We start from the raw sequence: 13,545 nt of genomic DNA on the forward strand, positions 1-13,545 counted from the left end.
GTAAGGACAGAAACTACCCCAGCCATTCGATCGGCACATGCCCCGGATCCGCCTCCACTCGGGCAAGCCAGGCGGCGACCGCCGGATAGGCGTCGAGCTGGAAGCCGCCCTGCTCCGCCGTATGGGTATAGGCATAGAGCGCGATATCAGCGACGCTGATCGCGCGGCCGGCGAAGAAGGCATTGTCTTCCAGATGCTTGTTCATCACGCCGAGCGCCTTGTTGCCGCGCTCCAGGGTCACCGCCAGCCGCTCCGGCGTCGCATCCGCGGCTCTTTCGGGAAAGGTCAGCAGCGCCTTGCGCACGGCGATGTACGGCTCGTGGCTGTACTGCTCGAAAAACAGCCATTGATAGGCGAGTCCCCGCTCATATCTGTCGACCGGCAAAAAACGCGTGCCTTCGGCGAGATAGAGCAGGATAGCGTTGGATTCGGCCAGGCGACGGCCGTCGTCGAGCTCGAGCAGCGGCACCATGGCGTTCGGGTTCTTGGCGACAAAGTCTGCTTTCCGGGTGTCGCCGGTGTGCGAACTCACCTCGACGTTGGTGAAAGCAAGGCCAAGCTTGGCCATCAGCAGGCGCGGCTTGTAGCAATTGCCGCTGTCGATCATGCCGTAAAGTATCATGGCTGTTCCCCGGAGCGCTGTCTCTGCTGTCGCGATTATCGCAGCGGCGGCGCCCTCAACCAATGATTTGTTTTGATACGACGGTCGGCGCCGCTGATGTGGATACCGGCGACCTAGCCAAACAACGGCACGACATTGCCGACATTGCCAAGCAGCGTATCGATATGCAGCGGCTTTTCATCAAATATCGTGCCGGCAAGCGCCGGACGGGCGAGAAGATAACCCTGCAGAAGATCGACGCCGCCTTCGAGCGCGACGCGAAGATGGGTGGGTTGCTCGATGCCTTCGACCAGCACCTTGGCGCCGCGGTCATGCAGGCTGGAAACCAGCGGGCGGAAAAAGCGTTCGGCGGCTGCGTGGCGGCAGAACTCCGCGAACCAGATGCCGTCGATCTTGACGATGTCGGGCTTGAGCAGGTTCACCCGCTCTTCGGTCGAGTGCCCGGTGCCGAAATCGTCGATGGCGATGCGGATGCCGTCGCGCCGCATTTCGCGCGCCAACCGGGCAAGAAGCGTGTCATCGGCCGCCTGTTCGGTGATCTCGCAGACCAGCATGGCTGGCGCGAGGCCGAACTCGTTGAGATGCCTGGTCATCAGCCGGATCTCGGCCAGCGCCCGCCCGGGATGGTCGTTGATCAGCGGATTGTAGTTGAAGAACAGGTCGAGCCCGTCGACGCCGATATTGGAAAAATTCCTGAGGTGCAGCGCCCGGCACATGGTCTCCACAAACAGGCGATCCGAGGCGGCAATACTGTCGAAGAAAACCCGTGGCGCACCGGGGCGCCCGCCGCGGTGCGGCTCAATCAGGGCTTCGACCGCGACCGCGTGAAGGAACCGGCCACGCGGCGCGAAAATCGGCTGATAGGCGCTGCGCAGCCGGAACTCGCCATGGACGCCGTATACGATGCCGACTTCGTCGACCCAGATCGCATCGCCGATATTGCGACGCCTCTCAAGCCTCATGGCACCACCCTGCGTCCAAACGCCTTCACCTGCCGCGCCGAATGCGGTGCCGGGGCGGCGGCAGGCGTGTCGGCGGCGGCGGGGGCCTGCCTGTTCTTGTCGAAGACGCGAAAGCTGGTCGGCGCCAGTTCGGGCCGCGCCAGCACGAAACCCTGCACCATCGATGCTCCCGATTTCTCGGCAAGCTCCAATTGCCAGCTCTCCTCGATACCTTCGAACACCGTCCGGATGCCTTGCGCCTCGAAGGTTCTCACCATGGTGGTCAAGAGCGCGAAGCCGGCGCCGGATTCCATCAGTTGCGTGATCCAATAGGCATCGAACTTGACGATATCGGGCTTCAACTCCCTGACGCGGTTGATGTCGGAATCGTCGGCGCCATAATCGTCGACGGCAATGCGAAAGCCGTTGGCTTTCAGTGCCGCGACGAAACTGTGCAGGGTTTCCTGCGACGCAGAGCGCTGCTCGGTCACTTCGCAGACGACCCGGCGTGGATCGATGCCGGCCTCATGCAGCACCAGCCGCATTTCGCGCAAGGCGGCGTCGGCAACGGGGCGTTCGGTGAACACCGACGGGTCGAAATTGATGAAAATCGACGCCTCTTGTGGCAGGCAGGCGCCGGCGTTCAGAAGATGCAGCGTCCTCGTCAGCGCCTCGATATGCAAACGGTCGGCGGCCGGGCAGGTCGAGAAGAAATTCATCGGCGATTGCGGCTCGCCGTCGCGGAACGGCCGGATCAGCCCTTCGAACGCGACCACCGACAGTTTGCCTTCGTTGAAGGCGAAGATCGGCTGGAAGGCGCTCTGCAGCGTGTAGATGCCCCAGACACCGGTGGAGGTGCCGTCGTCCTGACGGATGATGTGGGCAAGCCCGATGCTGCGCGACACTGTTCCTCGCTCCGCGAACCGGCGGAATTGGTCTGCGATCCTGTCACTCAAGCCTCTACCGCTCGTTAATGAATTTATTGTTGCCGATCACGAGTCCCGATCACGGGTCATTGACGGCTGGATCAGCCGACAATGCTTGCACTGCGCGAAATCATGCGACATGAGAAGCGCCGCGGCCGCTCCTGGTCGCACCGATCTTCCATGGAGACGTTCAAGGTCATGGCTTTTCTTGCCGACACCCTTTCCCGCGTAAAGCCTTCGGCCACCATCGCGGTGACGCAGAAAGCGCGCGAGCTGAAAAATGCCGGCCGTGACATTATCGGCCTCGGCGCCGGCGAGCCGGATTTCGATACGCCCGACAACATCAAGAATGCGGCGATCGAGGCGATCCGCCGGGGCGAGACCAAGTATCCGCCGGTTTCGGGCATCGTGCCGCTACGAGAGGCGATCACGAAGAAATTCAAGCGCGAGAACAATCTCGACTACAGGCCCGAGCAGACCATCGTCGGCACCGGCGGCAAGCAGATCCTGTTCAACGCCTTCATGGCGACCCTGAACGCAGGCGACGAGGTCATCATTCCGCGTCCCTACTGGGTCAGCTATCCCGAGATGGTGGCGATCTGCGGCGGCACCTCGGTGTTTGCCGACACCTCGATCGACAACGGCTTCAAGCTGACCGCTTCTGTGCTGGAAAAGGCGATCACGCCGCGCACAAAGTGGCTGCTGATGAACTCGCCGTCGAACCCGTCGGGCGCCGCCTACACCGAGGCTGAACTGCGCGCGCTTGCCGACGTGCTGTTGAAGCACCCGCATGTCTGGACGCTGACCGACGACATGTACGAGCACCTGACCTATGGCGATTTTGTCTTCAAGACCATCGCCGAGGTCGAGCCGAAACTCTACGACCGCACGCTGACCATGAATGGCGTGTCGAAAGCCTATGCCATGACCGGCTGGCGCATCGGCTATGCGGCCGGTCCCGTCCAGTTGATCAAGGCGATGGATATGATCCAGGGCCAGCAGACATCAGGTGCCTGCACCATCGCGCAATGGGCCTCCGTCGAGGCGCTCAACGGCCCCCAGGACTTCATCGCCAGGAACAAGGCGATATTTCAAGGCAGGCGCGATCTCGTCGTCTCGATGCTCAACCAGGCGCGCGGCATCACCTGTCCGTCTCCGGAGGGTGCCTTCTATGTCTATCCGTCCTGCGCCCAGCTGATCGGCAAGAAGACAAAAGCCGGCAAGCTGATCGACACCGACGAGACCTTCTGCTCGGAACTGCTCGAGGCCGAGGGTGTCGCCGTAGTGTTCGGCTCGGCTTTCGGACTTGGCCCCAACTTCCGCATCTCCTACGCCACCTCGGAGACACTGCTGGAAGAAGCCTGCACGCGCATCCAGCGTTTCACGGCATCACTGACCTGACTAGGCCGGCACTTAAACAGTAAACCCGGCTTCACCGCCGGGTTTTTATTTTGGCCGTCAGCCTGACACCTCTTGCTTGCCCTCTTTGGCCGAGCGCGCCTCGGCTGGCGCCGCCTCGGCGACCAGCAGGGCGATGGCCTGGAATGCGGCAATCGCCGCCGTCAGCATCCCGGCGTGGAGCCCGCCGGGCTCGCCCCTCAGCCGCCATATTGCTCCGCGGTTACCGCCTCCAGCCAATCGGCATGGACGCCGTCAAGGGCTTCCTGCATGGCGATATGCGTCATCTCCGATGTCGACGCCGCGCCATGCCAGTGCTTTTCACCGGGGGCGAACGAGATGACGTCGCCCGCCCTGATCTCCTGAACCGGTTCGCCCCATGTCTGCGCGAGACCGGCGCCCATGGTGACATAGAGTGTCTGACCAAGCGGATGCGTGTGCCAATGGGTGCGCGCGCCCGGCTCGAAGCTGACCAGCGTGGCCCGCAGCCGCGCCGGCGCCTCTTTCTCGATGATCGGCGTCTGCAACACCCGGCCGGTGAAATACTTGTCTGGCGCTATGATGGTCGGCACGCTGCCGCAGGCAATGATCTTCATGATCGATGATTCCTTGAAGCGGAGGGCGACGGGTCGCCTATCCCAGTTTCGGCCGATCTGGAACAACGTGCAACAGTGTTCGACCGCCAGACGCCCCGGCGTCCGAGCAGCGCGTGTCCGCGGCCGAGTGCCGGATTTCTATTTTTCTTGCCCTGCCGGCAAACAAGTGGGACGATGGCTTCGGGCAGGTAGCGAAACGAAAAGAACCGCCCGCGACGGTCGAACAGGCCGGCCGCCGCTCAGGACCGATTGACCACGCCTGAACCATGCATGCCAGTCGGTCCTGCGGGAAACGCCTGAGTGGAGGTCAGTCATGGGTACTCGCGCCGGAGGACGACGCACGGGACCGAAATGCATTGCCATAGTCGGTCCCTTCGCAAGCGGTAAGACGACACTTCTCGAAGCCATTTTGGCCCGTACCGGCTCAATTCCCCGACAAAATCCCGTTTCATCAGGCAATACCGTTTCAGATTATTCGCCCGAGGCACGGGCTCATGCCATGAGCGTCGAGGCGACGATCGCCACCACCGAATTCATGGGCGAGCAGATCACCTTCGTCGATTGTCCCGGCTCCATCGAATTCTCCTTCGAGGCCGAGCCGGTGCTGGCAGCCTGCGACCTTGCCGTGGTCGTTGCCGAGGCCGACGAAAAGAAGATCCCCGCCCTGCAGCTGATCATGCGCAAGCTCGACGATCTCGGCGTGCCGCGCATCCTGTTTCTCAACAAGGTCGACAAGGCAATCACCGGTGTGCGCGACACGCTGAAGATGCTGCAGCCGGCAAGCTCGGTGCCGTTGCTGCTGCGCCAGATACCGTTGCGCAAGGACGGCGTCGTCATCGGTTCGATCGACCTGGCGCTGGAGCGCGCCTACATCTATCGCGAATATGCCGAAAGCGAAGTGGCTCAAATACCGGGCGACGAAAAGGCGCGCGAGCTCGAGGCACGCTTCTCGATGCTGGAGACGCTGGCCGACCATGATGACCAGTTGATGGAACAGCTGCTCGAAGAGATCGAGCCGCCCAAGGACGCCATCTTTGACGACCTTGCCGCCGATCTGCGCGATGGTGCGGTGACGCCGGTGCTGATCGGCACCGCCGAGAAAGGCAACGGCGTGCTGCGCCTCCTGAAAGCGATCCGCCACGACGCACCCGACATCGATGCGACCCGCAAGCGGCTCGGCGCGCCGGATGGCGCCGCCACCCTGGTCCAGGTGATCAAGACCATCCACACGCCGCATGGCGGCAAACTGTCGGTGTCGCGCATCCTCTCCGGCCAGGTCGTCGACGGCTCCGAACTCTGGCTGCCCGGCGGCGATACGGCCAAGGTCTCCGGCATCTACCGGATGCTTGGCAAGGATCAGTCCAAGCTCACCATCGCCAAGGCCGGCGACACGGTGGCGCTCGGCAAACTGGATGAGGTCAAGACTGGCCAGACGCTGAGTTCGGTCAAGGGCGGCATCAAGCCGCTGATCGAGCTCGAGCCGCCGCAGCCGGTCTTCGCCTTCGCGCTGCGCCCGAAGGAACGCAAGGACGAAGTGAAGATGTCGGCCGCCATCCAGCGGCTGGCCGAGGAAGATCCCTCGCTCAGCTTGCGCCACAACCAGGACTCGGCCGAGACCGTGCTATCCGGCCATGGCGAGATGCATCTGCGCGTGGTGCGCGAGCGGCTGGAAGGCAAGAACCAGATACCGGTCGAAGGCCATGCGCCTGCGGTGCCCTATCGCGAGACGATCCGCAAGCCGGCGCAGCAGCGCGGCCGTCACAAGAAACAGTCCGGCGGTCATGGCCAGTTCGGCGACGTGGTGATCGAGATCAAGCCGCTGCCGCGCGGCTCCGGCTTCCAGTTCACCGACACCATTACCGGCGGCGTCGTGCCGAAGACCTATATCCAGTCGGTCGAGACCGGTGTGCGCGATTATCTGAAGTCCGGACCGCTCGGCTTTCCCGTCGTCGATGTCGCCGTCAACCTGTCGGACGGCTCGTACCACGCGGTGGATTCCTCCGACATGGCCTTCCAGATGGCGGCCAGGCTGGCAATGAAGGAAGGCATGGCCGCCTGCTCGCCGGTGCTGCTGGAACCGGTGATGAAGGTCGAGATCGTCACGCCGTCCGATGCCACCTCGAAGATCATTGCGCTCATCCCGCAGCGGCGCGGCCAGATCCTTGGTTACGACGCAAGGCCGGGCTGGCCGGGTTGGGATGTCGTCGAGGCAACCATGCCGCAGGCCGAGATCGGCGACCTGATCATCGAACTGCGCTCTGCCACCTCGGGCGTCGCCAGCTACCGTGCCGTCTTCGACCACATGGCCGAACTCACCGGCCGCTTGGCTGACGAGGCAATGAACACCAACGGCAAGGCTGCCTGACCCGCAGCACCGTCAAACGCCCCTCGGTTCGAGGGGCAAAAGAGAAACGACGCCCGGCGGGGACCGGGCGTCGTTTTGTTTGCGGACCGTTTCCTTGGGAGGTAAAACGGCAGGTCCGCCGCATTGTGTACCGCCGAACTTCGGCGGATGAAACGGTTCGGACGCGGTAGCCGCCTGAGCCCGGGCCGAACGAGTGATGCCCCCATCTCCCGTCCGAACCACACCGCGTCCTATGGTCGGCGTAGCAGGCCGCGGGCGTCCGCGATATGTTACCAGAGGTTACATGTCACTGTTACGCGGCAATTGTGATGGATTTTTTGGCCGGCCCAGCAGGGCACAGGCAACAAAAAAGCCGGATCAATGAAGATCCGGCTGAGTTTGATTGGAAGTGCCTGTTAAGGCTAACCTCCAGAGGGGAACACTCGAGGGCGCTAATGGGAGGAGAACGCGCCCAGGAGATGATCTATATATGTGCTCATCATGCCCAAGAAACAAGCATCTATTTTGCAACACTCGCATGCAAAAAGACGCAGGCTGTGGTCTACCCCATTCCAGGAGCCAATAGGACCAGAAAAATCGTCAAAATGGAGCGCTGCACTGGGCAATTTCCACTACAGATTTGCCACTCGTCGCTGGTTCTCGGCTCGAAATGCCAAAACTGCGCAGTGACGTGGAAGCGGGCAGCAGGCGTTCATTTCTAAGGCAATCGGGAGGAAAGCTGCCATGCGGACGTTTTCGGCGATCGCCGGCAGTGCGGCCTTCTTCATTGCAGGCCCGGGCGTGATTGCCGGGCTGGTGCCTTGGCTGTTGACCGACCGCTGGGGCTTGCCGTGGTCGAACCTGCCGGGCTTTGTCCCTGCTGGCGGGCTCTTGATCGTCGCTGCGGTCGCTGCGTTGCTGCATGCCTTCGGCCGCTTTGCGCTCGAAGGGCTGGGCACGCCCGCTCCGGTCGCGCCGACCGAGAGACTGGTGATCGGCGGCATCTACCGCCATGTCCGCAACCCGATGTATGTCGCCGTGCTTTCGATCATCCTCGGCCAGGCGCTGCTGTTCTCGAGCTGGACGCTGGTCGCCTATGCCGTCATCGGCGCGATCGCCATGGGCTCCTTCGTGCGGCTCTACGAGGAGCCGACATTGGCCCGCCGCTACGGCGCCGAATACGAGACCTACCGTCGCAATGTGCCTGGCTGGCTGCCTCGCCTGACGCCTTGGCGGGGCTAGATTAGGTCAAGCAGAGCCACATGGGGTATGTTGAGATTCAGGTCAGGCCGAGCCGAGAGCGTGAGATTCCGAGAACCGGAACGGAGCGGACATTGGATCCGTGAGTACCGGAAGCGCAGGAAGCCCTCGTTCGCAGGCCCTCATCACCTGAATATCGATATGCCCCTCAGAAGGACCAGCTGCGCGCCTTGGCAATGATGAAATCGCGAAAGACGTGCAGCTTGGCCTGGTTCTTCATCGCGTCCGGATAGGCGAAATAGGTGTCGAAGGATGGCACTTCGGTTTCCGGCAGCAACTGCACCAGGTCGGAGTCCTTGCTGATCACGTAGTCGGGCAGCATCGCAATGCCGGCACCGCCTTGCACCGCGCGCTTGATCGACAATATGTCGTTGATCTGCAGCGTCGGCACCCTTTGTCCGCCTTCGAAATCGCCGACCGTTTCCAGCCAGTTCAGCTCCGACAGATGCGAAGGCACCGGCACGCCGAAGGTGACGATGCGATGAGCCTTCAGCTCGGCGACCGAAGCCGGCTTGCCGTACTTGGCGACATAGGAAGGCGCCGCGTAGAGGTGGAAGTGCACGGTGAACAGCCGGCGCTGGATCAGGTCCGGTTGCTGCGGCTGGCGCAGCCTGATGGCGCAATCGGCCTGGCGCATGGTGAGGTCGAGTTCCTCGTTGGCGAGGATCAGCTGCAGGCTGATTTCGGGATAGAGCTCGATGAACTCCTGCACCCGTTCAGTCAGCCAGCCGGCGCCGAGACCGACCGTCGTCGTCACCCTGAGCACGCCGGAAGGGCGGTCCTTGGTCTCGGTCAGCCGTGACTTGATGGTTTCCAGCTTCATCAGCACGTCATGCGCCGTGCGGAACAGCATCTCGCCCTGCTCGGTCAGCACCAGCCCGCGGGCGTGGCGGTTGAACAGCGGCACGCCGACATCATGCTCGAGCGCGCTGACCTGCCGCGAGATCGCCGATTGCGACAGATGCAATGTCTCGGCCGCATGGGTAAACGACCCCGCCTCCGCCGCAGCGTGAAACACGCGTAGCTTGTCCCAGTCCAACGCCATGATTCCCCTCGTTCTGTTTTGGCGTCTGAATGAAAAATCAGGCTTTTACACGGCATTTCTAAGCCGTTATCTGAACTCTCTACTCGGCCGCTTCGCGGTGCACCTCAATGCCGGCCAGATATTTCTCCGCCTCGAGTGCGGCCATGCAGCCGAGTCCCGCCGCCGTCACCGCCTGGCGGTAGATATCGTCGGTCACATCGCCGGCCGCGAACACGCCGGGCACGTCGGTGCGGGTCGAATCCGGCGCCGTCCACAGATAGCCGTTCGGCTTCTGCTTCAGCTTCCCGGCGAACAGTTCTACTGCCGGTGCGTGGCCGATGGCCACGAATACGCCATCGACCTTGAGGTGCGACACCTCGCCGGTCACCGTATGCTTGAGCTTCAGCCCTTCGACCGAGGGCGGCAACGGTGTCTTGCCGGGACGGCCGGTGATCTCGTCGACGATCGTGTCCCAGATGACGCGGACATTGTCCTTCTTCAAGAGCCGCTCACGCAGGATGCGTTCGGCGCGAAAATCGCTGCGCCTGTGGACGACCGTCACGCTCTTGGCGAGGTTGGACAGATAGAGCGCCTCTTCCACCGCCGAATTGCCGCCGCCGATCACCGCGACATCTTTGCCGCGATAGAAGAAACCATCGCAGGTGGCGCAGGCCGAGACGCCAAAACCCATGAAGGTCTGTTCGGTCGGGATGCCCAGCCATTTGGCCTGCGCGCCGGTGGCGATGATCAGCGCGTCGGCGGTGTAGGTGGTTCCGGAATCGCCCTTGGCACGGAACGGCCGCACGTTGAGATCGACCTCGGTGATGATGTCGTTGATGATGTCGGTGCCGACATGCTCGGCCTGCTTCAGCATCTGCTCCATCAGCCACGGCCCCTGGATCGGGTCGGCGAAGCCGGGATAGTTCTCGACATCGGTGGTGATCATCAGCTGGCCACCCTGCTGCAGGCCGGCGACCAGCATCGGCTTCAGCATGGCGCGGGCGGCGTAGACGGCCGCGGTATAGCCGGCCGGGCCGGAACCGATAATGAGAACAGGCGCGTGCTTGGTGGTCATTCAAAGCCTCTGCGGAGGGTTGCCGGCGATTGCGGCATGGAAAACTCGTCGCTACCGCGCGTAATGTAAGTGTTGCCCACGACGCCAGCAAGGCAAGTTGGCGTTCGTCCCCGGAAAGCTTTGTCGCACCCTTGCCCCGTCTGAACCTGCGAAATATTCCGGGCAAGGGATGGAATGGACAGCGAAGTCGTTTAATTACGAAATCACGCAAGATCCTTGCGTCTTGCCACTGACTTCTCGAGAGCCCTCATGCCGCTCAAGGCCGACCTCGACGCCATCGACTGGAAGATCCTGCGCGAGCTGCAAGGCGACGGCCGCATGACCAATGTCGAACTATCGAGCCGCGTCGGTATTTCGGCACCGCCATGCCTGCGCCGCGTGAAGCGGCTGGAGGAAGCCGGCATCATCCGTGGCTACCGAGCTTTGCTCAACGCGCCGGCGCTCGGTCTCGATGTCGTCGCCTTTTGCCTGATCGGCCTTCATCATCAGGCCGACGCCGAGCTGCGCATCTTTGCCGAGCGCACCCGAGGCTGGCCGATCGTGCGCGACGCCTGGATGGTGTCGGGCGAATCCGATTTCCTGCTGCATTGCGTGGCGAGCGACCTCGGCGCCTTCCAGACCTTCGTCATCGAGGAGCTGACCTCTGCCCCCAATGTCGACACGGTGCGCACCGCGCTCACCATCCGCCGGGTCAAGGACGAAGGGCTGGTCTCGTTCGCACAGCCTTGAGTCGGTCGAACGGCGATGCGAATTCTCGGCTTCGCCACACCAGGGCCGCTTTGGCGTTCGATAGCCTCTCGTGTAGAAACCGGATCGTTTTGCCGTGCCCGCTCTGGTGGGTTTCCTGGAGCAATTCCGGGAAAAATGTGTAACGGTTTCCGTCCGGGATTGCTAAAAAAGAGATGGCGCAAGCAGCGCAATTTCCGAGAACAGGGTGCCGCGGGGTGAGATCATGACTCGATTTGCTAGCCCCGTTTCGGCGCTCATCATCTGCATGAACGAAGCCGACATGATCGGCCAGTGCCTGGAAAGCGTCGACTTCTGCGCCGAGATCATCGTCGTCGATTCAGGCTCGACGGACAGCACCCTGGATGTTGTTCAGGAGTTCATCGCCAAGGGCTACCCTATAAGGCTGTTTCACAATGATTGGCCGGGCTTTCCACGCCAGCGGCAATTCGCGCTAGATCAGGCCACGCAGCCATGGTGCATTTCGATTGAAGCCGATGAGGCCATCGACGACCTGCTCAGGCAGTCGATCATCGACGTGACGCAGCCTCGCAATGACGCCTTCGACGGATGGTACATAAGACGCCGAGACAAGCTGAAGGGCTATGGCTACGCGCACCGCTGGGTACTGCACAACAGGCTGCTGCGTCTTTTCCGCCGCGACAAGGCCACCATGGACCTCAACTTGCGGGTCCATGAATCGTTCGAGGTGCCGGGCGAAACCGGCACGATTGAAAATGGCGTGCTGCTGCATCGCCGCGAAATGACCGTCGCGGAGGACCTGGCAAGGGCCAACACCTATTCCGGCCTCAAGGTTGCCACGCTGATCGAAAAAGGCAAGAAGCCTGGCCTCGTGAAACTTGTGCTGTCGCCGTTCGGCAACTTCCTGAAGTTCTATCTGGCCAAGCGCTACTTCCTGTGCGGCCGGCACGGCTTCGTCTATTCGATGATGGTGATGGTGTATTCGTTCGCCACCGAGGCCAAGCTTTACGAAGCGTCGCGAGACAACGATCCGGTGTGAGCCGTCACGGCTCGCCCGAAACGGCGCCGAGTGCCGCAATCGCGGCGAGCAGTCCGTCGAAATCCCCATGATCGCGCCAGGACCTGACGGTGAAATCCGGTTGAACAGCCGCTTGCCCGTCGACCAACCAGCCCTGCGACAGCCCGGCGCGCTGTCCCGCTTCCATGTCGGCCGGCTTATCGCCCACGATCAGCGAACGTTGCAGATCGAGCCCGAGATGCTTGGCCGCTTCCAGCAGCATGCCCGGATTGGGCTTGCGCATAGGATCATCTGACATCGCGAGCCGACCGGAACCCGCCTCGTGATAGGCGCAGGCGAGGACCATATCCACGAATGCATTTTCGGCACCCAGCAGTTCGAGCACGCGGCCATTGACGGCGGCAAAATCGGCCCAACCGTAATAGCCGCGCGCGATGCCCGACTGGTTGGTCACGATGACGACTGGGATGCCGGCCCGGTTGGCAGCGGCGATCACTGCGGCGATATCCTCGCGCAGTACTATTTCGCCCGGATCATCAGGATAACCGGTGTCGAGATTGATGGTGCCGTCGCGGTCGAGGAACAGCGCCGGCGTGCCTGCGGAGAAGACCCTCGATCCGACCCGCTCGACCCATAGGCCGGGCTCCGCCAGCGGATAGCGGCCGGACGTCGCGGGGTCAGCCATTGCTGAGGCGCGCTTCGACGACCTCGCACAGATGGTGATAGAGGCACAGATGCCCCTGCTGGATGATCGGCGTCGAGGTCGACGGCACGTTGAGCAGGATGTCCGTCAGCGACTTCAGCTTGCCGCCGGTGTCGCCGGTCAGGCTGATCACCGTCATATCCATCATCCGCGCCTGTTCGGCTGCGGCGAGGATGCTCGGCGAGTTGCCACTGGTCGAGATTGCCAGAAGCACACCGCCGGCCGCGCCATGCGCCTCGACCTGGCGCGCAAACACCGTGTCGAAGCCATAGTCATTGCCCCAGGCGGTCAGCACGGCGGCATTGGCCGGCAGTGCGATGACATTATAGGCCTTGCGCTCCTTGAGAAAGCGGCCGACCAGTTCACCGGCGATGTGGATGGCGTCGCTCGCCGAGCCGCCATTGCCGGCAATCAGAAAAGCTTTTCCAGAGGAAAGCGCCGTCACCACGGCGCTCGCCGCACTCTCCATCTCGCTGGTCAGGTCGCGCTCGACCATAGCGGAGATCGCAGCCGCGGAACGGATCAGGTAGTCGTTCAGATCAGACATGAAAACCTCAGTTGGTGATGCCGCCGGCACGCAATTTGCCAATGGTGCCGGTGGTGCTCTTGCCCGCGACGAGATCGACCAGCACGACGCGTCCGCCGGCCTTCTGCACCACATCGGCGCCGACGACGGTGTCGACCGTGTAATCGGCGCCCTTGACCAGTATGTCGGGCAGCAGAGCCTCGATCAGCGCTAAAGGCGTATCCTCTTCGAACACCACGACCGCATCGACCGAAGCCAGCGCAGCGAGCACGCAGGCGCGGTCGTGCTGGTCGTTGACCGGACGCGGGGGGGGGGGGGGGGGGGGCCCCCGAGCCGCCCGAGGGAGAGAGGGGGCCACAACCCCGGAGCGGGCGGGGGCGGGGGGGGGCGGGGGGGGGGGGGGG

14 protein-coding genes are annotated in these 13,545 nt (G+C 62.7%); 5 read left to right on the forward strand and 9 right to left on the reverse strand.

The features are described from left to right. Window positions 1-13: 13 nt before the first annotated feature. From NKJ89_RS32080 to NKJ89_RS32090, 3 genes are all read right to left on the reverse strand, one after another. Window positions 14-622 (reverse strand): glutathione S-transferase family protein, encoded by a 609-nt coding sequence (locus tag NKJ89_RS32080; protein WP_352608495.1) that lies wholly within the window; start codon window positions 620-622, stop codon window positions 14-16. Window positions 623-735: 113 nt separating this feature from the next. After that, on the reverse strand, window positions 736-1,584 hold the full coding sequence (locus NKJ89_RS32085) for an EAL domain-containing protein (protein ID WP_352608496.1): 849 nt from the start codon (window positions 1,582-1,584) through the stop codon (window positions 736-738). Then, a complete protein-coding gene (locus tag NKJ89_RS32090) occupies window positions 1,581-2,468 on the reverse strand; it encodes an EAL domain-containing protein (protein ID WP_352608497.1) in 888 nt (295 codons plus the stop codon). Before NKJ89_RS32090 ends, NKJ89_RS32085 begins: the two co-directional genes overlap by 4 nt. A gap of 219 nt (window positions 2,469-2,687) precedes the next feature. Between NKJ89_RS32090 and NKJ89_RS32095 the strand changes: the two genes are divergently transcribed. Further along, window positions 2,688-3,890, forward strand: a complete 1,203-nt coding sequence (locus NKJ89_RS32095) for a pyridoxal phosphate-dependent aminotransferase (RefSeq protein WP_352608505.1) — start codon at window positions 2,688-2,690, stop codon at window positions 3,888-3,890. Between the two features lie 197 nt (window positions 3,891-4,087). On the opposite strand, the gene NKJ89_RS32100 is transcribed toward NKJ89_RS32095, so the two are convergent. Then, a complete protein-coding gene (locus NKJ89_RS32100; protein ID WP_352608498.1) occupies window positions 4,088-4,483 on the reverse strand; it encodes a (R)-mandelonitrile lyase in 396 nt (131 codons plus the stop codon). Window positions 4,484-4,796: 313 nt separating this feature from the next. On the opposite strand from NKJ89_RS32100, the gene NKJ89_RS32105 reads away from it, so the two are divergent. Beyond that, the gene (locus NKJ89_RS32105; protein ID WP_031260751.1) at window positions 4,797-6,848 is read left to right on the forward strand and encodes an elongation factor G; all 2,052 of its coding nucleotides are present in this window, start codon (window positions 4,797-4,799) and stop codon (window positions 6,846-6,848) included. Between the two features lie 723 nt (window positions 6,849-7,571). Continuing rightward, window positions 7,572-8,069, forward strand: a complete 498-nt coding sequence (locus tag NKJ89_RS32110; protein ID WP_352608499.1) for a methyltransferase family protein — start codon at window positions 7,572-7,574, stop codon at window positions 8,067-8,069. A 166-nt stretch (window positions 8,070-8,235) separates the two neighbouring features. Here NKJ89_RS32110 and NKJ89_RS32115 read toward each other — a convergent pair whose 3' ends face one another. Continuing rightward, window positions 8,236-9,132, reverse strand: a complete 897-nt coding sequence (locus NKJ89_RS32115) for a LysR family transcriptional regulator (protein WP_023761285.1) — start codon at window positions 9,130-9,132, stop codon at window positions 8,236-8,238. 79 nt (window positions 9,133-9,211) lie between these two features. Then, window positions 9,212-10,186, reverse strand: coding sequence for a thioredoxin-disulfide reductase (gene trxB / locus NKJ89_RS32120; protein ID WP_352608500.1), 975 nt, complete (start codon window positions 10,184-10,186; stop codon window positions 9,212-9,214). A gap of 249 nt (window positions 10,187-10,435) precedes the next feature. Between trxB and NKJ89_RS32125 the strand changes: the two genes are divergently transcribed. Both NKJ89_RS32125 and NKJ89_RS32130 read left to right on the forward strand, forming a co-directional pair. Continuing rightward, window positions 10,436-10,915: an Lrp/AsnC family transcriptional regulator gene (locus NKJ89_RS32125; protein ID WP_023761283.1), complete on the forward strand. Its 480-nt coding sequence runs from the start codon at window positions 10,436-10,438 to the stop codon at window positions 10,913-10,915. A 223-nt stretch (window positions 10,916-11,138) separates the two neighbouring features. Then, a complete protein-coding gene (locus NKJ89_RS32130) occupies window positions 11,139-11,933 on the forward strand; it encodes a glycosyltransferase family 2 protein (RefSeq protein ID WP_352608501.1) in 795 nt (264 codons plus the stop codon). Between the two features lie 4 nt (window positions 11,934-11,937). Here the strand turns inward: NKJ89_RS32130 and NKJ89_RS32135 are convergent, their stop codons facing one another. The 3 genes from NKJ89_RS32135 to NKJ89_RS32145 form a co-directional block, all read right to left on the reverse strand. Continuing rightward, complete coding sequence (locus NKJ89_RS32135) at window positions 11,938-12,597, reverse strand: HAD family hydrolase (RefSeq protein ID WP_352608502.1); 660 nt, start codon at window positions 12,595-12,597, stop codon at window positions 11,938-11,940. Beyond that, on the reverse strand, window positions 12,590-13,162 hold the full coding sequence (locus NKJ89_RS32140) for a D-sedoheptulose-7-phosphate isomerase (protein ID WP_352608503.1): 573 nt from the start codon (window positions 13,160-13,162) through the stop codon (window positions 12,590-12,592). The genes NKJ89_RS32135 and NKJ89_RS32140 overlap by 8 nt, the downstream gene beginning before the upstream one ends. A gap of 7 nt (window positions 13,163-13,169) precedes the next feature. Further along, window positions 13,170-13,545 (reverse strand): nucleotidyl transferase family protein (locus NKJ89_RS32145; RefSeq protein ID WP_502904191.1); only part of this gene is annotated, 376 nt, incomplete at its 5' end.

Source organism: Mesorhizobium sp. M0047 (assembly GCF_040323315.1).
Classification (GTDB): Bacteria; Pseudomonadota; Alphaproteobacteria; order Rhizobiales; family Rhizobiaceae; genus Mesorhizobium.

Bases quoted from the DNA above. Each gene is read 5' to 3' on its own strand.
- NKJ89_RS32080 (WP_352608495.1), bottom strand. From the start codon at position 622: ATGATACTTTACGGCATGATCGACAGCGGCAATTGCTACAAGCCGCGC.
- NKJ89_RS32085 (WP_352608496.1), bottom strand. From the start codon at position 1,584: ATGAGGCTTGAGAGGCGTCGCAATATCGGCGATGCGATCTGGGTCGAC.
- NKJ89_RS32095 (WP_352608505.1), top strand. From the start codon at position 2,688: ATGGCTTTTCTTGCCGACACCCTTTCCCGCGTAAAGCCTTCGGCCACC.
- NKJ89_RS32100 (WP_352608498.1), bottom strand. From the start codon at position 4,483: ATGAAGATCATTGCCTGCGGCAGCGTGCCGACCATCATAGCGCCAGAC.
- NKJ89_RS32105 (WP_031260751.1), top strand. From the start codon at position 4,797: ATGGGTACTCGCGCCGGAGGACGACGCACGGGACCGAAATGCATTGCC.
- NKJ89_RS32110 (WP_352608499.1), top strand. From the start codon at position 7,572: ATGCGGACGTTTTCGGCGATCGCCGGCAGTGCGGCCTTCTTCATTGCA.
- NKJ89_RS32115 (WP_023761285.1), bottom strand. From the start codon at position 9,132: ATGGCGTTGGACTGGGACAAGCTACGCGTGTTTCACGCTGCGGCGGAG.
- trxB (WP_352608500.1), bottom strand. From the start codon at position 10,186: ATGACCACCAAGCACGCGCCTGTTCTCATTATCGGTTCCGGCCCGGCC.
- NKJ89_RS32125 (WP_023761283.1), top strand. From the start codon at position 10,436: ATGCCGCTCAAGGCCGACCTCGACGCCATCGACTGGAAGATCCTGCGC.
- NKJ89_RS32130 (WP_352608501.1), top strand. From the start codon at position 11,139: ATGACTCGATTTGCTAGCCCCGTTTCGGCGCTCATCATCTGCATGAAC.
- NKJ89_RS32135 (WP_352608502.1), bottom strand. From the start codon at position 12,597: ATGGCTGACCCCGCGACGTCCGGCCGCTATCCGCTGGCGGAGCCCGGC.
- NKJ89_RS32140 (WP_352608503.1), bottom strand. From the start codon at position 13,162: ATGTCTGATCTGAACGACTACCTGATCCGTTCCGCGGCTGCGATCTCC.